Below are 22842 nucleotides of genomic sequence, written 5' to 3'. Positions count from 1 at the left end.
AAGTTACAATTTAAACATCTAAATCAAAAGCCTTTCTTAGTAATTCGATATTAGGATTTTTTTCTTTTAGTTTTTCATATTTTTCAATTGGTGTATAAGCGTATTTTTTTTCCATCACTTCATCTACAGTAATGTCTAAATTAATATCATAATTGTTTAGACTTTTACGTAAATAAGACATCAAATCATACGATTGACGTTCTACTTCAACTTTATTTGTCGCGTTAGGAAAAGTTAATTTTACGGTTACACCATCTTCGGCTAGTTTAGGCTTGTCTATAGATAGGATAGAAGCAAGGTTAAATTGTCCCTTGGCTTCAATTTCGTTAACAAATAAATTCCAATGATTGGTTAGTTCTTCTTGAGTGAAAGGTTCTTTTGGTAGGTTTTCTTCATCAACAACAACATCTAGTTGTTTTATTTCATGTTCTTTTTTTGCTCTTATACTTTTTAAAGATAATCCAGATGTTCGTTTTTTTGCAGATGCTATACCTTTTTCTAATACAATTTTAGGTTTTGGCGGTTCTACAAATTGTTTAAGCTCTGGATTTACTTTTTGTGTTTCGTTTTTAGAAGAAGCTTCTACTGGTTTTTTAACAGGAATAGGTGTAATACCTTTTTTTCTGAAGTAACTAGGTGGAATTATGTAACGTCTGCTATTTTTTTTTTTTTCTCCATCAAAAGTGATAGAGGCAAGTTGCATTAAAGTAAGTTCGACCAGAAGTCGTTGGTTTTTACTGCTTCTATATTTCAAATCACAGTCGTTAGCCAGATTTATAGCTTGTATTAAAAACTGCTGACTTGATTTTGTAGCTTGATTTTCGTACTTCTTTTTAGTGTCTTCTCCAACTTCTAAAAGTTCTATCGTAGCTGGGTTTTTACAAACTAATAAATCTCTAAAATGTGATGCAAGTCCAGCAATGTAATGATGACCATCAAAACCTTTTGCTAATGTCTTATTAAATTGAAGTAATAACTCAGGGATTTTATTGTCTAAAATAAGGTCTGTACTTTCAAAGTAAGTTTCGTAATCTAATACGTTTAAATTTTCTGTAACTGCTTGTCTTGTTAAATCTTTACCAGAAAAACTAACTACACGATCAAAGATTGAAAGTGCATCACGCATAGCACCATCTGCTTTTTGAGCGATGATATGTAACGCATCATCTTCTGCATTTACACCTTGCTCTTCTGCAATGTATTTTAAATACTCTTTAGCGTCTTTAACTGTAATACGTTTAAAATCAAAAATTTGACAACGTGATAAAATAGTTGGGATTATTTTATGTTTTTCAGTAGTTGCTAAAATAAAAATACAATGTTTTGGTGGCTCTTCTAAAGTCTTTAAAAAAGCGTTAAAAGCGGCTTGAGATAACATATGTACCTCATCAATAATATAAACTTTGTACTTACCAACTTGTGGCGGAATACGAACTTGATCGGTTAAGTTTCTAATATCGTCTACAGAGTTGTTGGAAGCTGCATCTAACTCAAAAATATTAAAGGCGTAATCTTCTTCAGAGTTTTCATTGCCTTCACTGTTAATCATCTTTGCCAAAATACGTGCGCAAGTCGTTTTACCAACACCACGTGGACCAGTAAATAACAATGCTTGTGCTAGATGATTGTTTTCTATGGCATTAAGTAAAGTGTTTGTAATAGCAGATTGACCAACAACATCCTTAAAGGTTTGTGGTCTGTATTTTCTGGCTGATACTACAAAATGTTCCATAGACATTAGATTGAATACAAATTTAAAAAATAGCTTAATAAAAAGGAAGTTTGTTGCTCCAATTTATTTTGAGTTATTAACAAAAATTGAAGAGTAATATTTTTTTTAATTATTATATTGACTGTAACATAAGATAATTATTCTTGTCCTTACATAAAAGAATTAAAATGATAAAAAAACTGACTGCTTTTACTTTTCTTACACTTTTATCAACATTTGGGTTTTGCCAAAATTTAGATGCTGAAGTTGATAAAATTTATCAAGTAGAAGATAACACACCTGGTTTTTCAATTATAGTTTCTAAAGGCGAAGAAATCTTAGTAGAAAAACAATATGGAATATCTAATTTAGATTATGACATACCAATTACAAACAAAACAGTTTTTGACATCGGTTCAATTGCTAAACAATTTACTGCATACGCTATACTTTTGCTAGAAGAACAAGGTAAATTATCTATTAAAGAGCCTGCTTATAAATACATAAATAATCTACCTCAATATCAAAAAGGAAATCCAACCATTGAACAATTATTAAATCAAACAAGTGGCATCAAAGAAGTAGATGGCATTGCGGGAATTGCAGATTTAACTAAGAATGATTTACTCACACAATCGCAAATGATGAATTTTATTACAAAAATGACATCATTGAACTTCAAACCAGGCGAGTATTTTCAATACACAAATTCAAACTATATCTTATTGGCTGATATTGTAACTAAAGTTTCTGGGAAGTCTTTTGCAAATTTTATGCAAGAAGATGTTTTTGAACCATTCGGAATGGAAAATACAATAAAGAAATCAAGCACTTACACTATTATTAAAAACAGAGCAATAGGATATGTAAAAGATGAAGACAATTTCTATAAATCACATTTACACGCTTTTGTTTACGATGGCGACGGACAAGTACTTACCACTCCAAAAGATATGTTTAAGTGGCATATAGGTTTACAGAAAATTAAAAATCAACATTCTGAATTATATAAAAAAATGCATACCAAAGCCAAGTTAAATAATGGTAATACTATCGATTATGGTTTAGGAGTAGAGTTTGAAACTTATAATAACTATCAAGCATTTGGTTTTGACGGAATGATATTAGGCGGCTTTGTTTCTAAATATCTTTATTTTCCTGAATTAGATATGATGTTTTTTACTACACAAAATACCTTTGATTCAGATTTTGAAGATCAGTTTTTTAAGTTAGTTGACTTATACATTCCTAAAAATAATTTCAATAACGAAACAAAAAATAGCGGAAAGGTGAAAAAAGTAAAGCTTTCAAAAAAAGAGCTAAAATTATATGAAGGAAGTTATCTCTTTGCCGGAAGCGATGTAGAGACAATTAAAACAAACACAATTCAACTTAAAAATGATGAACTTACTGTACTAACGACTGATGGAGTAGAAATAACAAGATTAAAATCTATGGGAAATAATCAATTTATGTTTAATGATAAATTAGTTGTTTTTGACTTAGAGTCTAATAAAAAAAGTTATAAATATTATGATTCTGAAAACCAATTACCTTGGCTATTTAAAGAATACAATCCTACTACTTACAACGAAAAGGAATTAAAAGAATTTGAAGGACAATATTTTAATGCAGATTTTCAAATCAGTAAAAAAATCAAACTAATAGACGGTAAACTTTTTGTTTTTAGCAGAAATGGTGCTTGGAAAAATGAGATTATACCTCTTGAAAAAGATGCTTTTGATTACTCTTCTGACCTAATAACCTTTCTTAGAGATAACAATAACTCTATAGTTGGTCTTAAAATTATAGATGTTTTATTTAAAAAAATATAATTATTATTTTATACAAATACATACATTAGTTTATCGTAATTTAGCACCAGTAAATCGCCTTATCGCTAAAAACTCAATTTGATTGAGTCTCTCTTTTTTTGAGATTCCCGCTTTCGCGAGAATTTAGAGGAAAGTCCGGACACCATAGTGCAATTATAGTGGTTAACAGCCATCCGCCGAAAGGTGAGGAAAAGTGCAACAGAAAGAATGTACAGGTCATGCTGTAGTGAAATCAGGTAAACTCTATAAGGTGCAATACCATGTATATTAACGTTTGAGTGCTGCACGCACGATGTTAAAGGGTAGGTAGCTAAAGTGTGTTGGTAACAGCACATTCAGATAAATGATAAGGACGCTTTTGCGTACAGAATCCGGCTTATAGATTTACTATTTTATAAAGAAACCACCTTTTTTAAGGTGGTTTTTTAATTTTTGTCATTTCTAACAAAGTGAGAAATCAAATAAGGATGAAATTCCTCGATTGCTCGGAATTATAATTTGGTTTTAAGAATACTATTCTTCTGTCAGTTCAAAAAAACTGAACATATTACCGCCATAACTTTTAGAATAAGAATACTGCGCTAGACCTGATAAGTCGGTATGTTTAGAGTGTTCTAAAATTAAAAGTCCATCTTTTTCTAATAGGTTATTTTGAAAGACCAATTCTGGGATTTTTGCAAATTCTTCCACAGGAAATTCATATGGTGGATCTGCAAAAATAATAGTGTAAGGTTGTTGATGATTTTCTAAAAAGCTAAATACATCACTTTTAATGGTGTTGATAGACATTTCAAAACTTTCAGCAGTTTCATTAATGTATTTTATACATCCATAATTTTGATCAACGCAGGTAATGTTTTCGGTGCCTCGTGATGCAAATTCGTAACTGATATTACCCGTACCAGCAAATAAATCTAATACTGAAATTTCATCAAAATAATATCGATTATTAAGGATGTTAAATAAGGCTTCTTTAGCCATATCTGTTGTTGGTCTAACAGGTAGTTTTTTTGGTGCAACTAACTTTCGTCCTTTGTATTTTCCGGATATAATACGCATTAGAGACTTTTTAATAAAGTGAAATTAGAATAGTTATTTGTTGGTTTTTCCGCGAAAGCGAATGTGTCAAATCTATTACCAAAATTAACATGTCTTACATACTTGTAAGCTATTTTATAAATAGGATGTTCTTTATCTAAATTTCCTAAAAAGACAAGCTCGATAGTTTCTGGATTGAGCTGTAATTGCTCTAAAGTAAAGAGTAAATAATAGATAAAATCTTCTTTAGTTTGATAATTATACGTATTGTAAAGTGCTAATTTACCTGAGTTAAATGCTACTACTTCAAAGCTTTCTGTATTTACATTAACGTATACTTTAGAAGTGTTGTTATTTTTTTCTAAAGTCAATAATTGCTCAATTAATACTGTAGAAAAATGTTTGTAAGTAAAACTTCCAAACTTGTCAAATAAGTAATTGTTTATGTTTGTAAATGGTACATAAACATTGACACTATCATTTTGTTTAATATCATCAAAAGTAATAAAGTCTGTTTTTAAAATTTTGGTGTTAAATTTTAAATAATCTGCTAAATTTTCTTCGTCAAATAATGGTTTAGGAACTAGAGTAGACCATTCGTTTTCATGAATAACAGTTACTTTATTAAACGCTTGATCTAGTTTAGGATTAGAGTTAAACTGATGCTTTACAGCATCTAATAAATCTAACGGTGTTTTTTTTGTAAAGTTTACATTTTGTAAATCTATAATGGTATTTGTATCTGTGTTTAGGATACAAAAAGAAAGTCCACTCAAACTTAGTTGAATGGACAGTTCTAGGTTGGTTAAAATATTATGTGTATTATTCGTTATTGCCATAAGTTTTTGGCCAGTTTCCTACAGTTTTAACTTCGTCCATAGATCCAACACGTAAAGCATCTCCGTTAACACCTTCTACAGATAATACTTCTTTTTCTTTAGAAACTAAATCTTTAGGTTGGTCAAATAATAAATCGTCTTTTTTAACAAACGCTTCAAATACAGGTATTTTATTATCTCCATCTGTTAGCTCTCCTGCATTTAAAGTAAATTTAGTACCAGGTTTAGCATTTGGTACATCCATCATTGTTTTATATCTAGTAGAAGTTTTAAACAAACTATCTTTTACAGGCACGTATCCAATAGTATCTGTAATTACAATATCTTTAAACATTTCTACACCACCATAAGCCTTGGTTCTTTCTTCGTCAACAACACTAGAGTCGCGTCTTTCTATAATTGTAAATTGACCATTTTCAATAAACTTAATTAAAGTATCGTAGCTTTTTGTAAACTTTCCGTTTACTTCTCTGTATGCTAATTCAGAATCTCTAATATCTTTTAATTTTTCAATTGCAGCAGCATAACGCTTTACTTTTAATTGATTAAATTTAATTTCTCCATAAACAGAGTCAAAAGTTAAATAACCTAAAAGAATAATTAAAGCCCAAAGTGCAATTACAATTACAGGTTTTACTTTTGAAGGTAAATATTTGTCAATTAGCCATACAATTGCAAAGGTTAAAAGAATGGCACCAATAATAATTAATATTAAATTTAGCATAGTGTTTTTTATTAAAATATAATTAAGGTCAGTGACAAATCTACAATTTTTTTTTATTCGTAAAAACCATTTGTTGGTAAAAATGATTTATATATTTGAGAAAAAGTTTTTAAACCTTGTGCCTTAATGACTAGTTCAGAATTTTATTCCCTTATAAAACAGCAATTTCCATTTAAACCAACCGCAAAACAAGACATTTTACTTTTACAACTTTCAGAATTTATTTTTAAAGATACTACAGATAGCGTTTTTTTATTAAAAGGTTACGCCGGTACAGGAAAAACAACAATTATAGGTACTATTGTAACTAATTTATGGAAAGCAAAAAAAAGTGCAGTATTAATGGCTCCAACAGGTAGAGCAGCAAAAGTGATATCTAATTACTCAAAAAAAGAAGCCTTTACAATTCATAAAAAAATATATTTTCCTAAAAAAAATAAAGGTGGTGGCGTTAATTTTGTTTTACAACCAAACAAACATAAAAACACCATATTTATTGTAGACGAAGCGTCTATGATACCAGACACACCTTACGATTCTAAATTATATGCTAACGGGTCTTTGTTGGACGATTTAATGCAGTATGTATACCAAGGACATAAATGTAAGTTACTTTTAATTGGTGATACAGCACAGTTGCCTCCAGTAAAGTTAGATTTAAGTCCAGCTTTAAATGAAAACACACTAAATCTAAACTATAACAAATCTGTTACAAAAATGGAGTTAGATGAAGTAACACGTCAAGGTTTAGATTCTGGGATTTTAGAAAATGCAACTTTATTAAGAGAAGCGTTAGCAGACGAGTTTTTTGAAAGCTTTAAATTTAACTTAAAACCTTTTAAAGATATAGTTAGGTTAGTTGATGGTTATGAGATTATGGATGCCATAAACGATGCTTACAGCACTTTAGGATATGAAGAGACAAGTATAATTGTTAGAAGTAATAAACGTGCTAATTTATATAATCAACAAATTAGAAGCCGAATTCTATTTAGTGAAAACGAACTTGCAGCAGGAGATTATCTAATGGTAGTTAAAAACAATTATTTTTGGATAAAGCCAAATACCGAAGCAGGTTTTATTGCTAACGGAGATATTATTGAAGTCTTAGAAATCTTTAGTTTTAAAGAATTATATGGTTTTAAATTTGCAGAAGTAAAAGTAAAAATGGTAGATTATCCTAAAATGAAACCTTTTGAAACCGTTCTACTTTTAGATACGATAACTGCCGAATCACCATCACTGTCTTATGAAGAATCAAATAAACTTTATGAAGAAGTACAAAAAGATTATGAGGATGAAACGAGTAACTATAAAAAGTTCCTAAAAATCAAGAATAACCCACATTTTAATGCTCTTCAAGTTAAGTTTTCTTACGCCATTACTTGCCATAAATCGCAAGGAGGACAATGGAACACTGTTTTTGTAGAACAACCTTATCTCCCAAATGGGATTGATCGCGATTACCTACGTTGGCTATACACAGCAGTAACCAGAGCTAAAGAAAAACTGTATTTAATAGGTTTTAAAGACGAATTTTTCGAAGAAAATTAAAGCAATACCTACCAATAATTAACATTAATAGACTATTTTTGAATAGTAATTTTTCAAAATAAAATATGAAAATCATTGCCATGATACCAGCACGTTACAGTGCTTCTCGTTTTCCCGGTAAACTTATGCAAGACCTTAACGGAAAACCAGTAATTACCCGTACCTATGAAGCTACAGTTAACACCAATTTATTTGACGACGTGTTAGTTGTAACAGATAGTCAAATTATTTATGACGAAATAAAACATATTGATGGTAATGTTATGATGAGTAAAAAAGAACATCAATGTGGAAGTGATAGGATAGCAGAAGCAGTAGAAGATTTAGATGTAGATATAGTAGTTAACGTACAAGGAGACGAGCCTTTTACAGAAGTTGATTCCTTGAAAAAATTAATAAATGTTTTTAAAAACGATCCAAATAAAGAAATAGATTTAGCGTCTTTAATGGTACATATTAAAGATAAAGAAGAAATTAAAAATCCTAATACTGTAAAAGTAGTTTTAGATAAAAATAACCTAGCGCTTTATTTTTCAAGAAGTCCAATTCCTTATCCTAGAGATGAAAATGTTAACGTAAAATACTACAAACACAAAGGTGTTTATGCATTTAGAAAACAAGCGTTATTAGATTTTTATCATTTTCCTATGTTAACACTAGAAGCATCAGAAAAACTAGAACAACTAAGATATTTAGAATACGGAAAAAAAATTAAAATGGTCGAAACTAATGTACAAGGAGTAGAAATTGATACACCAGAAGACCTTGAACGTGCAAAAAAGCTATGGAAATAAATTACGACAATATTAAAGTAATAGGTTTTGACGCAGATGATACACTTTGGGTTAACGAAACCTACTTTAGAGATGCGGAAACAGAATTTGCTAATCTATTAAGTCAATTTGAAACACCTAATAAAATAGATCAAGAACTATTTAAAATGGAGATGAAAAACCTTCCTGTTTATGGTTATGGTGTAAAAGGTTTTGTATTATCAATGGTCGAAATGGCTATAGAGTTATCAAATGGAACAGTCTCTAATAAAGTCATTTCAAAAATTTTAGATATTGGTAAGGGCATGATTAATAAAGATGTAGAGCTTTTAGATGGTGTAGAAGAAGTGTTAAAAAAACTCTCAACTAAATATAAATTAATTGTAGCCACAAAAGGAGACTTATTAGACCAAGAAAGAAAACTTGAAAAATCGGGACTGTTAGATTATTTTCATCATATAGAAGTTTTAAGTGATAAAAAAGAAGCTAATTACTCTAAATTATTAAATCATTTAGACATCAATCCTAAAGAATTTTTAATGATAGGAAACTCTTTAAAATCAGATATCTTACCTTTAATAAATATTAAATCAAAAGCAATTCATGTTCCTTTTCATACCACTTGGGCACATGAAGAAGTTAAATTAGATGCAAATAGTAATAATCAATTTCATACTTTAAAAACTTTGAAAGAAATACCACAATTATTACAATGTTAAAAACTATAGATATAGAAACCTGGGAAAGAAAGCAGCTTTTTAATCACTTTGCCAATTTTAAAGACCCATATTTTGCTGTAACTATTCCTTTTGATGTAACTAAAACCTATCAATTTTCTAAGGATAATAACCTAAGTTTTTTTGGTGTCTATTTGCATGCGTGTTTGATAGCAATTAATAATGTAGAAAATTTAAAGTATAGAATAATAGAAGATAAAGTAGTTAGTTATGATGTTATAAATGCATCACCAACGATATCTAGAGAAGATAAAACTTTTGGATTTTCTTTTGTAAACTATGATAAAAATTTAGATGTATTTTTAAATAATTTACATTTAGAAAAACAAAGAATTAATAACACAGATCAATTATATCCACCTAAAAACGGATTAGATTGTATACATTGTTCTGCACTACCTTGGGTAGATTTTACAGGACATAAAGAACCAGTTTCTGGCTTAAAAGACTCTGTACCAAAATTAGCTTTTGGTAAAGCAGTAAAAAGGAATAACCAATTAAAAATAAATGTAGCTATAAGTGTAAATCACGCGCTTGCAGATGGATATCATATTGGTTTATTTTCAGAAATATTTCAGAAACACCTAAATAAATAATAAATTTACAAAATAAGAAAACTAGTTAATGCAATTCAAAAATTTTCCAATGGTGTCCAAAATTGTTTTTGGACGAGGCAGTTTCAGTCAGCTAGGAGAAATATTAGAACCTAAGCGTGTAAACAGAAATGCTCCATTTATATATTTTGTAGATGATGTCTTTAAAGGTAATGCTTGGTTAACTTCACGAATTCCTTTAGCTTATGACGACAAAATAATATACGTCTCAGCAGCAGAAGAGCCAAAAACATCACAAATAGATCAGTTAGTAGAACAAATAATATTAGATTATAAAGAACGACCATCTGGTATTATTGGTATTGGTGGTGGATGCATTATGGATGTAGCTAAAGCAGTATCTATTATGCTAAATAACGATGGAGAATCTAAAGATTATCAGGGTTGGGATTTAGTTAAAAATCCTGCAGTATATCATGTTGGTGTGCCAACCATATCAGGTACAGGAGCAGAAGTGTCTAGAACAACAATATTAACAGGTCCAGAACGTAAGTTAGGCATTAATAGTGATTTTACTCCATTTGATCAAGTTATATTAGATCCAGAATTAACTAAAGATGTACCTAAAGACCAGTGGTTTTACACAGGTATGGATTGTTATGTACATTGCATAGAGTCTTTAAATGGAACATACTTAAATGCTTTTAGTAAAACTTATGGTGAAACTGCTTATGAGTTGTGTAAAGAAATTTTCTTATCAGATCATCTCACAGCAGAAGAAGCCCAAGATAAATTAATGATGGCTAGCTGGCATGGCGGGATGAGTATTGCGTATTCTCAAGTAGGTGTTGCTCATGCTATGAGTTATGGTTTAGGATATTTATTAGGTGTAAAACATGGTATAGGTAACTGTATAGTGTTTGATCATTTAGAGGAATATTATCCAGAAGGCGTTAAACTTTTCAAACAAATGAAAGAAAAGCATAACATACAATTACCACAAGGTATTTGTGCCAATTTAAAAGATAAAGAATTTGATACCATGATTGGTGTAGCATTAAGCCTAGAACCATTATGGGAAAACGCAATAGGAAAAAACTGGAAGAAAAAAATAACACCAGAAGTCTTAAAGGCACTCTACCAAAAAATGTAAAATGCGTTGGTTAGCTAAATTAATTTATTTCAAAATCTTAGGTTGGAAAGTTGTAGGAAACACTAACTTTTCTAAGGATACCATAAAAAAAGCAGTCTTAATTTCTGCGCCTCATACCCATAATTTTGATTTTATTATAGGACTACTTTTAAGAAAAGTTGTTGATTTAAAATCTAACTATTTAGGAAAAAAAGAGCTTTTTGTATGGCCAATAGGATATTATTTTAGAGCTGTTGGAGGTGTTCCTGTAGACAGAAAAAATAAAGAAAATAAAGTAGAAACCATAGCAAAACTTTTTGACGATAAAGAAGAATTTAGGTTAACATTAGCTCCAGAAGGCACAAGAAGTAAGGTAGATAATTGGAGAACAGGTTTTTATTACATAGCTAAAAAAGCAAATGTGCCAATAATCATGTTTACATTAGACTACCAAAACAAACAAAACAAAGTTTCAAGACCTTTTTATCCAACAGATAATATAGAAGAAGATTTTAAATACATGAAGTCTTTTTTTAATGGTGTTAAAGGTAAGGTTAGTAAAAATTCTTAAGCTAAAACGTTGTTGGTCTTAGCTTTGGCATCTTATTTGATATAGATATAATGTAGATATTAATGAAACATAAAGTAAACTTCCCAAGTCACTAAAAAGAAACATTATAAAGCTACAACTTACTTAAATTAAGCGCTTTCAATTACATAGTTGAAAGCGCTTTTTTTTGTTAAAAAACGTTAAACTGTGTTTGTTATAAAACTGAGAAAATAGATACTTCGTAAGTATTGCTGTATTAACAAAACAACAAAAATTATGAAAACTCAAAAAACAGTAAAATTTTTAAGTCTTTTAGCAATTGCTTCATTTGCTTTAACTTCTTGTAGCGATGACGATGAGAACGGAATGGATATGCCTATGGCAGAAGTTTCAACTAAAATTTACACATCAAATAATGCTAATGGTAATATTGATGAAATTGATGTATCAGATATGTCAAATGTAGAATCTAAAACTTTAATTACAGCAAGTACAGCTGCAGATGGAGTTTACTACGATGCAGACTCTGATGCTGTTTTTCAGGCATCAAGATCAAATCTTTCTTTAGAAGGTTTTTCTAATGTAAATATGATTACATCAGGAACAACGGTTTCTGTTGATTTTTCTGGTACAGCAGATATGACAAGTCCTAGAGAAGTTGCTGTTAACGGTAACTTTTATGTTGTGGCAGATAATAGTGATGTAGATGGTGATACAAATACTCCTGATGGTAGACTATTTATTTATCAAAAGTCAGGTAGTAATTTCACTTTAAGAAATACAATTACTACTAATTTTAAATTATGGGGAATTACATTTGCTGGTTCAGATTTATATGCAATTGTAGATGTTACAGACCAATTAGCTGTATTTAACAACTTCTTGTCAAATACTACAGATGCTACAGTTATGGCTACAAAAACAATTTCAGTAGAAGGAATTGTAAGAACACATGGTTTAGCTTATGATATGGATAGTGACGTTATGGTATTAACAGATATTGGTGTTGCTAGTGGTACGCCAACTAGTTCGTCAGATGGTGGATTTCATGTAATTTCTAATTTCTCTAATAAATTTAATAGTACAAGTAATGGTGGTACTTTAGCAATGTCTAGTCAAGTAAGAGTTGCAGGATCTAACACAATGTTAGGTAACCCGGTTGATGTTGCATACGATAGTATGACCGAAACAGTATATATTGCAGAAGCTGCAAATGGTAAGATTTTAGCCTTCAATAATATTTCTTCTGGAGGTAACCTTACACCGGTTTTAGATTATAATTTAGCGTCAGCTTCTGCAGTTTATCTTTCTAAGCAATAATTAATGGTTGATAATTGATTTGATTTGAAAGAAAAAAGGCTATTCAATTTTGAATAGCCTTTTTGTTTTATAGATAAGGAAGATTATTAATCTGTTGTTTCTTCCATGGTATGATATACGTTTTGTACATCATCATCTTCTTCAATTTTTTCTAAAAGTTTTTCTACATCTGCAGCTTCTTCTTCGGTTAACTTTTTAGTGACTTGCGGTATACGTTCAAAACCTGAAGATAAAATTTCAATTTCACGACGTTCAAGTTCTGCTTGTATTGCTCCAAAACTTTCAAAAGGTGCGTAGATTAAGATACCATCATCATCTACAAAGACTTCTTCTGCACCAAAATCTATTAATTCTAATTCTAATTCTTCTGGATCTAATCCTTCAGCATTAATTCTGAAATTACATGTATGGTCAAACATAAAAACTACCGAACCTGATGTACCTAAACTTCCGTCGCATTTATTAAAATAGCTACGTATGTTTGCTACAGTACGTGTATTATTATCTGTTGCTGTTTCTACTAAAACAGCAATACCGTGTGGCGCATAACCTTCAAAAACAACTTCTTTATAATCGCCTTGACTTTTATCACTTGCTCTTTTTATAGCACGTTCTATATTGTCTTTAGGCATATTTACAGACTTGGCATTTTGTATAACTGCTCTTAGTCTTGAGTTGCTGTCAGGATCTGGTCCACCTTCTTTAACAGCCATTACGATATCTTTTCCTATACGTGTAAAGGCTTTACTCATAGCAGCCCAACGTTTCATTTTTCGTGCTTTTCTAAACTCAAAAGCTCTTCCCATATTTGATGTTTTATTTTTGTCTTCTAACGAAGGCGGTTATTTAATTTTTTTGCAAATTTAAAAAAAAGAGAATTTAATTATTCTTCTTCCTCAATAATAGCTTCTATTGCTTGTGCTAATTTAAAATCTTTGTCTGTAACACCATCTGCATCATGTGTAGATAAAGAAATACTTAATACGTTGTACACGTTTTTCCAGTCCGGATGGTGGTTTAATGCTTCACATTCAAAAGCTATACGACTCATAGCACTAAAGCAATCTTTAAAGTTTTCAAATTCAAATTCGGCATGTATTGCATTATCAAAATATTCCCAATCTGGTAGTCTTAATAGACGTGTTTCTATGTCGTTTTTAGATAGTTTTTCCATATTAATGTTTTAAGTTTTAAAAATAAGAAATTTATACTTCTAATTCGGATAAAATGTCTTGACTTAATATTTGAAGGTGCTTTGGTAGTTTATTCTCTTTTGGTAAAACAGCAAGATAACGATCTTCGTTGGTTGTATATACTCGTTTATACAATGGATTTTTGTATCCTAAAGATGAAATAATTTCTGAGTAAAAATCTTCGTGATGCACTAGGTCTTGACTTCCAAGATGAAAAATTCCTGATTTGTTTCGGTTAATGATGTAATGAATTTGTTGAGTTACCTTGCTATCATTTGTAACATTCATTATTAAGTTAGGAAACACTTCTATTGGTAGTTTTTCTCTTAAATGTAGTTTTATTTCTTTAATTCTAGGAGATTGTACGCCAAAAACCATAGGTAGTCTTAAAACACCTATTTTGTTTTTGGGAAGTCTAAGAAGCATGTTTTCTATCTTAATTTTAAAATGACCATACATGCTATGGCTTAAAGTTTTGTCAAATTCGTAACTAGGAAATTGACTGTAAGCATCAAAAACATTTGCTGATGATAAAAAAAGTAACTTACAATCGTTATTTGTAATGTAACTAACTATATGTTGATGTGCTATAACTTGAGCAGAAAAATTACCACGAAGGGCAGATATAATTATTGTAGGTTTTATAATATCTAGGATTTCAAAAACATCATCTTCTTCTATGTTATACTGAAAAAAATGATGGTTTTTCTCATATGCATATTTATCGGTACAGTAGGTACCAAATGTGTTATAGTAGGCATACAACTCTTTATAAATGGCTTGTCCTAAAAAACCACTTGCGCCAAGAATTAATATACGATGTTTGTTGTCTTTTTGATGCTTCATTAATCTACTTCATTTCAAATAAAATGCCAGAATAAACTTGTTAAAATAAACCAATGTTTATAGCGACAAGCTTAGACTGACATAGTATTATTTTCTTTAAAGAATTATCCTTTGTAAAAAGGTAATTTTACTACCGTTGCAGGAACTGCATTTTTACGAATTTGAATGTTAATTTTACTTCCAAAATCACTAAAAATAGGAGAGACGTAACCCAAACCAATTCCCTTTTTTAATGAAGGAGACATTGTACCAGAGGTAACTTTACCTATTAGTTTTCCTTGTCCGTCTACAATATCATATCCTGTTCTTGGTATACCTTTTTCGTCTAACTCAAACGCTATAAGTTTGCGTTTTAGTACTTTTTTCTTTTGTTCTTCTAAGTTTTCTGAGTTGGTAAATTTTTTGGTAAACTTAGTAATCCAACCTAAACCTGCTTCAAAAGGAGATGTTGTATCGTCTATATCATTTCCGTAAAGACAATAACCCATTTCTAAACGCAACGTATCGCGTGCTGCAAGACCAATTGGTTTTGCACCAGCTTCTGTAACTTTATCCCAAATTTGTTTTACTTCGTTGTTTTTACAGTAAATTTCAAATCCACCGCTACCAGTATATCCTGTTGCAGAGATGATAACATTTTCTATTCCAGCAAAATCGCCTACTATAAAGTTGTAAAATTTAATTTCGGATAAATCGTGACTTGATAAAGCTTGCATTTTTTCAACTGCATTAGGACCTTGAATAGCTAGTAAAGAATATTCTTCAGATAAGTCACGCATAGTAGCGCCAAATGTATTTTTAGAGCTAATCCAATTCCAGTCTTTTTCTATGTTACTAGCATTAACAACTAATAAATATGTATTTTCTTTTACTCGGTATACAATTAAATCGTCAATAATTCCACCTTCATCATTTGGTAAACAAGAGTATTGCGCTTTACCAACAGTCAATTTTGAAGCGTCATTACTGGTTACGCTTTGTATAAGATCTAAAGCATGTTCTCCTTCAATCAAAAACTCACCCATATGACTTACGTCAAAAACGCCACAATCTGTTCTTACAGCTTCGTGTTCTATATTAACACCTTCGTATTGAACAGGCATGTTGTAACCTGCAAAAGGAACCATTTTAGCACCTAATGCAATGTGAGTATCTGTTAATGCAGTATTTTTCATTTTAAATAATATTTTTTATTTCCGTCAAGCGGAATTTTTTAGTTTTAAGTGAAACAAAAGTATTGAAAAATATTGACTAGACATTTTCATTTTGAAGAAATAACTTCAATTTATCACACACTGAAATTTCTTTTTAATTATTGAATTTATACGTTTTTAATGTTAAAAATTTAGTATTTCATTTGAAACTATATTAAACCTAAGTTAAACCAATTTTATAATTCTTTTTATAAACTATCTCTTTTGTAAATTAGAGTATTATGGAAAATATTTTAGTAGCAGGTGCAAATGGTACCACAGGAAAAAAAATAGTAAACCTTTTAAAAAAATCTCAGTATTTTAACCCAATTGCAATGGTTAGAAAAGAAGAACAAATTCCTTTTTTTGAAGCTAAAAATGTCGAGACGGTATTAGCAGATTTAAAAGATAATGTTGATGGGGCATTTAACAAATCTATTGATAAAGTTGTTTTTGCAGCTGGATCTGGAGGAAAAGATGTAGTTAATGTAGACCAAGAAGGTGCTAAAAAATTAGTAGATGCATCTATTAAAAATAATGTCAAAAAGTTTGTTATGCTTAGCTCTTTAGGTGCAGATAAACCAGAAGAAGCTAACCAACTACAAGACTATTTAAAAGCAAAACACAATGCAGACGAGTATTTAAAATCTAAAGATTTAAATTACTCTATAGTTAGACCAGGATCATTAACTAACGAGCCAGCAGCAAATAAAATTGAGTTAAAACAACACCTTGATAAACATGGCGAAATTAGCCGTAACGACGTTGCACAAACCTTAGTTAGTGTCTTAAATGACGATACAGCAAATAGAGAGACTTTTGAAATAATTAAAGGAGAAACCTTAATTGGTGAAGCTTTACATAAGTTATCTAGCTAATTATTGCGTTTTAAAATTTTAACAACACGACCATACATAACTTCAGATAGGTTCCAATTATAACCTTCAAAGTTAACGGTATTAGTAAATTGTATTACAACAGCATCTATATTTTTATGATACTTAGCGATGCTTTGATAACCAGGAACTAAACCAGTATGTTCATATTTATATATAGAGGAATAAATTTTTTGTTCCTCTTTATTTTTAAATACATCTCCGTTATTTAAAGCTCTTAAAAACTTGCCTAAATCCTCTGCAGTAGCAAGCATACCAACATCTTCGGTTTTTAAATCTTTGTCATAACCAACATAATAACCACTCATAACACGATTAATATTTACATCGTTTATGGAATTATAAGTGTTTGTTAACTGTAATGGTTTTAAGATATGCTGGTTTATGTAATCAAACTTAGGTTTTTCGGTAACTTTTTCAATAAGTTCTGTTAGTAATAGGTAGTTGGTGTTACTGTATTCGTAATCTGTATTTGGTTTAAAACTAGCAGGTAAATCTAAAACAATTTTAAGGTTTTCTTCATTTGTATATTTTGGATTTGCCCAATAATTATTAAAATCTGTATAGTTTGGTATACCACTTCTGTGCTGTACCATCATTTTAATAGTTATGGTGTTAGCGTATTCGATTCTACCAACTAATTCAGGAAAATAATCCGCTAATGTTTTATTTAAATCAATCTTTTTGTCATAAACTAATTTAGCAATACAAACCGATGTATATAATTTATCATTACTTGCAATTTTAAATAAAGCGTCAGGTTTTGCAGGAATTTTATTTTCTGTATTATGATAACCAGAAGTGTAAAATTGAGGTGATTTTCCTGCTTGATCTACATAAACAATTATACCATCAAAACCGTAATCTGAAGCTTGATTTACTTGTTCTTGAATAGTATTTGGTAAAGGTTCTACCCAAGCAGTTACAATTGGCCAAGGGACAAAGTAGAGTGAAATTACAGTGCTTAATAGTAGAACAATTCTTAGGATTAATTTTGGTTTATTTTTCATTAGTTGAAATTAAAAGTTGAAGCAAACTTATCTCTAATTTGAAAAATACTAAATATTATATTACCGAATTGTAGAAGTTAGATGATGAATTGTTATTTCAATAAGAAACGTTTCAATTCTTCATAAGAACTAATTTTAGTCGCCTTTTTCTTTTTATCCATGACGCTTAAAATTTGTGGTGGTAATTCTATATTTTCTTTAATTACATCTTCCACAACATCTAAAAACTTGGTTGGATGCGCTGTTTCTAAAAAGACACAATGCGCGTTTGGATTAGTTTTTAAATAGTCTTTACAGCCTAAATATCCAACAGCGCCATGTGGATCTGCAACGTAGTTGTAATCGTTATACATTTCTTTTAAAGCTTCGCAAGTTTCTTCATCTGTATAGCTGTAAGACGTTAGGTTGTTTTTTAATTCGTTGAAATCTTGATTATAAATTTCTTGTATACGAATAAAATTGCTTGGATTACCAACATCCATCGCATTACTAATGGTTTGAACAGATGGTTTTGGATTGTATTCTTGCGATTGTAAAAACTCAGTTACAACATTATTTGCATTGTTAGCGGCAATAAAATGTTTGATTGGTAAGCCTAATTGTTGCGCCATCATACCTGCACAAATGTTACCAAAATTTCCGCTAGGGACAGAAAATACAATGTCTTTATGTGAGTTGTGTAACTGTTTGTAAGCAAAAAAGAAATAAAACATTTGCGGTAACCAACGCGCCACATTTATCGAATTTGCAGATGTTAATTGCATTTTAGAAGTTAATTCTTCATCTAAAAACGCACGTTTTACCATGTCTTGGCAATCGTCAAAAACACCATCTACTTCTAAAGCCCTAATGTTTTTAGCAAGTGTAGTTAATTGTTTTTCTTGGATATCACTTACTTTTCCGCTAGGATAGAGGATAACTACATTTACGCCTTTTACACCTAAAAATCCGTTAGCAACAGCGCCACCAGTATCGCCAGAAGTAGCTACTAAAACTGTAACTTCGTTTGTGTTTTCTTTATTAAAATAACCTAAGCAACGCGCCATAAAACGAGCGCCAACATCTTTAAACGCCATAGTTGGACCATGAAATAATTCTAATGTTGAAATTTGCTCTGAAAGTTTTTCTATAGGAAAATCGAAAGACAATGTGTCTTCAAGAATTTGTTTAAGTTCATCTTCCGGTATTTCTGGGCTTACAAATTGTTTGATGGCTTCAAAAGCAATTTCAGCGTGAGAAAGATTATCAATAGTATCAAAAAAGGATTGTGGTAAAGGCGTTATTTTTTCTGGAAAATAAAGTCCTTTGTCTGGCGCTAATCCTTTTACTACTGCATTTTCGAATGTAGTAATTGGTGCTTTTTTATTTAAAGAGTAGTATTTCATATTGATGTCTTAGCGAAATTTTTATTTAAATTATTTTTATCCCTTCAGTATTGATTTTACACACGTAAGTATTAAATTTTATATCTGTTTTACTGTACACGTTTTGTATAGCTTTTTCAACGTTTTTTGCTGTTTTTTCGTCTTTACTTAAAGTAAAAATTGAAGGTCCAGAACCAGAAATACCTGTTCCTAATCCACCAGCGTTTATTGCAGCATTTTTTACATCATCAAAATAAGGTATAAGCTTGCTTCTGTATGGTTCTACAATTTTATCTTTTAAAGATTCACTTAACAAATCATAATCGTTAGTGTGCAATGCATGTACGAAACTGCCTACATTTGCCCATTGTTGTATCGCATGCTGTAAGTCTACTTTTTTAGGTAAAATGGCTCTAGCTTCAGCAGTTTTTACTTCGATTTGAGGATGAATTATTGTAGCATATAAATCAGCTGGTGTTGGTAATGACAGTACTTCCAATGGTTGTGTACTTTTTACCAAAGTAAAGCCACCAAAAAGTGCAGGAGCAATGTTATCTGCATGCTCACAACCACTAGCAACAGCTTCACCTTTCATTGCAAATTGGGTTAATTGTGTTGCATTGTATGGTTTGCCTAATAATTGGTTGATAGCAAAAACAACTCCAGACGCACTAGCAGAACTACTACCAATACCACTACCAGGTTTTATTTTTTTATAAATTTCAATCTCAAAACCATAATCTGGTTTTGCATCTTGATAAATTGCTAAAGCAGCAGCGCCAGCAACATTTTTTTCAACTTCAAAAGGAAGATTTGCACCTTTAATTTTTGTGATTTTAATGTCTCTTTCTTTAGTCTTTTTTATAATCATTTCGTCACCAATATGATCTAAACAAAACCCAAGAACATCAAAGCCGCAAGACACATTGGCAACAGTCGCAGGAGAAAATATTTTAATACAATCCATATTATTTGCTTCCAATTTTGATAATATCTGCAAATAATCCAGAAGCAGTTACATCTGCGCCAGCACCTGCACCTTTTACAATTAGAGGTTGTTCTGGGTAACGCTGTGTATGGAACATTACTATATTATCTTTACCTTCTAAATTATAAAAAGGATGACCTTCTGGAATTTCTTGTAAGCCAACAGATGCTTTACCATTTTTATATTCTGCAACATATTTGAGTTGACAATTATTCGCTTTCGCAGACGCGTATAACTTTTGAAAATGAGCTTCGTCTTCTATTAATGTTTCATAAAAATCATCAACAGTGTCACTTTCTAAATTCTTTTTGGTTAAAAATGATTTGTTTTTAATATCCTCAATTTCCATTTCAATTCCATTTTCACGAGCAAGAATTAGAATTTTTCTAGCTACGTCAATGCCGCTTAAATCTATTCGAGGATCAGGTTCTGTATAACCTTCAAATTGCGCTTGTTTTACAGTGTCATGGAAGTTTTTCTTGTCACTAAAATTATTGAACACAAAATTTAAACTACCCGATAAAACGGCTTTTATACTTATCACTTTATCACCAGAAGCAACTAAATTACTTAAGGTATTTATTATTGGTAATCCTGCGCCAACATTAGTTTCGTATAAAAAAGGTGCGTTATATTTTAATGATAAATCTTGTAACTTTTTATAATTAGCAAATGCGCTAGAACACGCTATTTTACTACAAGCCACAACCGCTACACTTTGTTTTAGGTATTTTTCGTAGATGTTTGCTACATCCTCGTTTGCTGTTACGTCTACAAAAATGCTGTTACGTAAATTAAGATTAACTACTTTTTGATAAAAACCTTCTATACTTGATTTGTCTGCATGATGAAAAAGTGAAGCCCAATTATTTAAATCGATACCTTCTGGTTTAAAGACCATTTTACGAGAATTTGATAGTCCAATAATTCTAACATCAAGTTTTAGGTTTTTCTTTAAATAACTGCGTTGTTGTTTAATTTGCTCTATTAGTTTTTCGCCAACATTACCTACGCCTGTTATAAATACATTAAGTTGTTTGGTATTGCTTTCAAAAAACCGTTCGTGTAAAGCGTTTAATGCTTTTTTTACATCTTTTTCTGATACAACTGCAGATATATTTTTTTCTGAAGCACCTTGTGCAATAGCGCGAATATTTATATTGTTTTTACCTAGTGTACTAAACATTTTTCCGCTAATGCCTTGATGGCTTTTCATATTATCACCAACTAAAGCAATAATCGATAAGTCTTTTTCTACAGCGATTGGATTAATTTTATGAAGCGAAATTTCATAATCAAAAGCAGTATCAATAGCTTTCTTGGCACGTTCGGCATCCGATTTATCAATTCCGAAGCAAATAGAATGCTCAGAAGACGCTTGTGTTATAAAAATCACATTGATTTTTTCATTAGCAAGGACTTCAAATAAGCGTTTAGAAAATCCAGGAATACCAATCATTCCACTTCCTTCAAGTGTAAGTAAAGCTACGTCGTTTATATTACTTATACCTTTAACGGTTAAGTTTTTCTCGTTGTCTTGTTTGGTGATTACTGTTCCAATAGCGTCAGGATCAAAAGTATTTTTTATGTGAATTGGTATGTCTAAATCTAACACAGGTTGTACTGTTGGAGGATATAATACTTTAGCTCCAAAATGCGATAATTCCATAGCTTCTTGATACGATAAATTATCAATAGGAAATGCTTGTTTTACTAGTTTTGGATTGGTTGTGTACATACCGCTTACATCTGTCCAAATCTCCAATTGATCCACTTTTAATGCAGCAGCAATAATAGCAGCAGTAAAATCTGATCCGCCACGACCTAAAGTTGTTGGTTCTCCAGAAGTAGATTTTGCCACAAAACCAGGTAATACTGTAATTTGTTTAGGTGTTTTGAAGTAGGATTTGATATTATTGTTAGTTACTTCAAAATTAACTTGAGCACGAGTAAAATTATCGTCAGTTACAATTAAATCTTGACTATTTTTTAATTCTACATCAAAACCTTGAGTTTTCATAGTTTCGGCAATGATAGTAGAGGATAAGTGCTCACCAAAACTTACTAGTTTATCAGAGGTTTTTGGTGATAATTCGTTTATCAAATAAATACCATTCAATAATTCTTTTAATTGATTAAGTTTATCTTCTACAACAGTCGTTATGGGTTTACTAGGTTTTGGTAGTAATTCGCTTATTGTTTTAAAATGAATGTCTTTAATAATTTCAAATTCATTTAAATAACTTTTATCTTTATTTTTAGCTAATTGCCCAGCTTTTAATAATTTATCTGTGATGCCACCAATTGCAGAAACTACGCATATTACAGTATCTTCTTGCGATTTTTCTTTTAAAATGGCTATAACTTTATTTATGTTTTGACTAGAACCTACAGAGGTTCCTCCAAATTTTAGAACTTTCATCTAGTTTGTATGTAATTAATTAAAATTTGTAGTTTTTAAACTACCTTAAACGGAAGATATATAGAAGCATAACCCTAGCGGGTCATTGTCATAAAAAAAGTAATAATTAAAGAAGTTGTTTTCATCTTTTTGCTTCAATACTTATCAAATGTATTACTTTTAC

The 22842-nt window shown here is 30.5% G+C and carries 21 protein-coding genes and 1 other RNA gene; 10 read left to right on the top strand and 12 right to left on the bottom strand.

Features of this window, described 5'->3' with window-relative positions:
• Positions 1-10 precede the first annotated feature (10 nt).
• A complete protein-coding gene (gene dnaX, locus FHS04_RS02725; RefSeq protein WP_106677537.1) occupies positions 11-1732 on the bottom strand; it encodes a DNA polymerase III subunit gamma/tau in 1722 nt (573 codons plus the stop codon).
• Between the two features lie 167 nt (positions 1733-1899).
• On the opposite strand from dnaX, the gene FHS04_RS02720 reads away from it, so the two are divergent.
• Positions 1900-3546 (top strand): serine hydrolase domain-containing protein, encoded by a 1647-nt coding sequence (locus FHS04_RS02720; RefSeq protein ID WP_106677539.1) that lies wholly within the window; start codon positions 1900-1902, stop codon positions 3544-3546.
• A 97-nt stretch (positions 3547-3643) separates the two neighbouring features.
• Positions 3644-3941, top strand: an RNA gene (gene rnpB, locus FHS04_RS02715) — RNase P RNA component class A.
• Positions 3942-4059: 118 nt separating this feature from the next.
• On the opposite strand, the gene rsmD is transcribed toward rnpB, so the two are convergent.
• Genes rsmD through FHS04_RS02700 form a run of 3 tightly spaced genes read right to left on the bottom strand, consistent with a single transcriptional unit; the run spans position 4060 to position 6147 of the window.
• On the bottom strand, positions 4060-4605 hold the full coding sequence (rsmD, locus tag FHS04_RS02710) for a 16S rRNA (guanine(966)-N(2))-methyltransferase RsmD (RefSeq protein WP_106677541.1): 546 nt from the start codon (positions 4603-4605) through the stop codon (positions 4060-4062).
• Positions 4605-5423 (bottom strand): DUF3822 family protein, encoded by an 819-nt coding sequence (locus FHS04_RS02705; RefSeq protein ID WP_106677543.1) that lies wholly within the window; start codon positions 5421-5423, stop codon positions 4605-4607. The genes rsmD and FHS04_RS02705 overlap by 1 nt, the downstream gene beginning before the upstream one ends.
• Complete coding sequence (locus FHS04_RS02700; protein WP_027879097.1) at positions 5407-6147, bottom strand: hypothetical protein; 741 nt, start codon at positions 6145-6147, stop codon at positions 5407-5409. The genes FHS04_RS02705 and FHS04_RS02700 overlap by 17 nt, the downstream gene beginning before the upstream one ends.
• Positions 6148-6273: 126 nt before the next feature.
• On the opposite strand from FHS04_RS02700, the gene FHS04_RS02695 reads away from it, so the two are divergent.
• The 7 genes from FHS04_RS02695 to FHS04_RS02665 all read left to right on the top strand — a co-directional run bounded on the left by FHS04_RS02695 (position 6274) and on the right by FHS04_RS02665 (position 12767).
• Positions 6274-7701, top strand: a complete 1428-nt coding sequence (locus FHS04_RS02695; protein ID WP_106677545.1) for an ATP-dependent DNA helicase — start codon at positions 6274-6276, stop codon at positions 7699-7701.
• Between the two features lie 65 nt (positions 7702-7766).
• Positions 7767-8495 (top strand): 3-deoxy-manno-octulosonate cytidylyltransferase, encoded by a 729-nt coding sequence (gene kdsB / locus FHS04_RS02690; protein ID WP_106677547.1) that lies wholly within the window; start codon positions 7767-7769, stop codon positions 8493-8495.
• On the top strand, positions 8486-9193 hold the full coding sequence (locus tag FHS04_RS02685) for an HAD family hydrolase (protein ID WP_106677549.1): 708 nt from the start codon (positions 8486-8488) through the stop codon (positions 9191-9193). The genes kdsB and FHS04_RS02685 overlap by 10 nt, the downstream gene beginning before the upstream one ends.
• Positions 9187-9807 carry a CatA-like O-acetyltransferase gene (locus tag FHS04_RS02680; RefSeq protein WP_106677551.1) on the top strand — a complete coding sequence of 207 codons (621 nt, stop codon included), beginning with the start codon at positions 9187-9189 and terminating at the stop codon, positions 9805-9807. Before FHS04_RS02685 ends, FHS04_RS02680 begins: the two co-directional genes overlap by 7 nt.
• Before the next feature lie 49 nt (positions 9808-9856).
• Positions 9857-10918 carry an iron-containing alcohol dehydrogenase family protein gene (locus tag FHS04_RS02675; RefSeq protein ID WP_106678295.1) on the top strand — a complete coding sequence of 354 codons (1062 nt, stop codon included), beginning with the start codon at positions 9857-9859 and terminating at the stop codon, positions 10916-10918.
• 1 nt (position 10919) lies between these two features.
• The gene (locus tag FHS04_RS02670; protein ID WP_106677552.1) at positions 10920-11468 is read left to right on the top strand and encodes a 1-acyl-sn-glycerol-3-phosphate acyltransferase; all 549 of its coding nucleotides are present in this window, start codon (positions 10920-10922) and stop codon (positions 11466-11468) included.
• Positions 11469-11723: 255 nt separating this feature from the next.
• Positions 11724-12767 carry a hypothetical protein gene (locus FHS04_RS02665; RefSeq protein ID WP_106677554.1) on the top strand — a complete coding sequence of 348 codons (1044 nt, stop codon included), beginning with the start codon at positions 11724-11726 and terminating at the stop codon, positions 12765-12767.
• Positions 12768-12853: 86 nt separating this feature from the next.
• Here the strand turns inward: FHS04_RS02665 and FHS04_RS02660 are convergent, their stop codons facing one another.
• The 4 genes from FHS04_RS02660 to gcvT all read right to left on the bottom strand — a co-directional run bounded on the left by FHS04_RS02660 (position 12854) and on the right by gcvT (position 15981).
• Positions 12854-13573, bottom strand: a complete 720-nt coding sequence (locus tag FHS04_RS02660; protein WP_106677556.1) for a YebC/PmpR family DNA-binding transcriptional regulator — start codon at positions 13571-13573, stop codon at positions 12854-12856.
• 77 nt (positions 13574-13650) lie between these two features.
• Positions 13651-13941: a 4a-hydroxytetrahydrobiopterin dehydratase gene (locus FHS04_RS02655; RefSeq protein ID WP_106677558.1), complete on the bottom strand. Its 291-nt coding sequence runs from the start codon at positions 13939-13941 to the stop codon at positions 13651-13653.
• Between the two features lie 31 nt (positions 13942-13972).
• Entirely contained in the window at positions 13973-14806 is an 834-nt protein-coding gene (locus tag FHS04_RS02650; RefSeq protein WP_106677560.1) for a sugar nucleotide-binding protein, read from the bottom strand.
• A 104-nt stretch (positions 14807-14910) separates the two neighbouring features.
• Positions 14911-15981: a glycine cleavage system aminomethyltransferase GcvT gene (gene gcvT, locus FHS04_RS02645; RefSeq protein ID WP_106677562.1), complete on the bottom strand. Its 1071-nt coding sequence runs from the start codon at positions 15979-15981 to the stop codon at positions 14911-14913.
• 260 nt (positions 15982-16241) lie between these two features.
• On the opposite strand from gcvT, the gene FHS04_RS02640 reads away from it, so the two are divergent.
• Positions 16242-16877 carry an SDR family oxidoreductase gene (locus FHS04_RS02640; protein ID WP_106677564.1) on the top strand — a complete coding sequence of 212 codons (636 nt, stop codon included), beginning with the start codon at positions 16242-16244 and terminating at the stop codon, positions 16875-16877.
• Here FHS04_RS02640 and FHS04_RS02635 read toward each other — a convergent pair.
• From FHS04_RS02635 to thrA, 4 genes are all read right to left on the bottom strand, one after another.
• Positions 16874-17905, bottom strand: coding sequence for a serine hydrolase domain-containing protein (locus FHS04_RS02635; RefSeq protein ID WP_106677566.1), 1032 nt, complete (start codon positions 17903-17905; stop codon positions 16874-16876). The two genes, FHS04_RS02640 and FHS04_RS02635, sit on opposite strands and share 4 nt — an antisense overlap.
• A 92-nt stretch (positions 17906-17997) precedes the next feature.
• A complete protein-coding gene (thrC, locus tag FHS04_RS02630) occupies positions 17998-19290 on the bottom strand; it encodes a threonine synthase (protein WP_106677568.1) in 1293 nt (430 codons plus the stop codon).
• Positions 19291-19315: 25 nt separating this feature from the next.
• The gene (locus FHS04_RS02625) at positions 19316-20236 is read right to left on the bottom strand and encodes a homoserine kinase (protein WP_106677570.1); all 921 of its coding nucleotides are present in this window, start codon (positions 20234-20236) and stop codon (positions 19316-19318) included.
• A 1-nt stretch (position 20237) separates the two neighbouring features.
• Positions 20238-22679, bottom strand: a complete 2442-nt coding sequence (thrA, locus tag FHS04_RS02620; RefSeq protein WP_106677572.1) for a bifunctional aspartate kinase/homoserine dehydrogenase I — start codon at positions 22677-22679, stop codon at positions 20238-20240.
• Positions 22680-22842 lie beyond the last annotated feature (163 nt).

Source organism: Mesoflavibacter zeaxanthinifaciens subsp. sabulilitoris, assembly GCF_014191595.1.
GTDB lineage: Bacteria > Bacteroidota > Bacteroidia > Flavobacteriales > Flavobacteriaceae > Mesoflavibacter > Mesoflavibacter zeaxanthinifaciens.
This window is presented reverse-complemented; position numbering and strand designations above follow the sequence as displayed.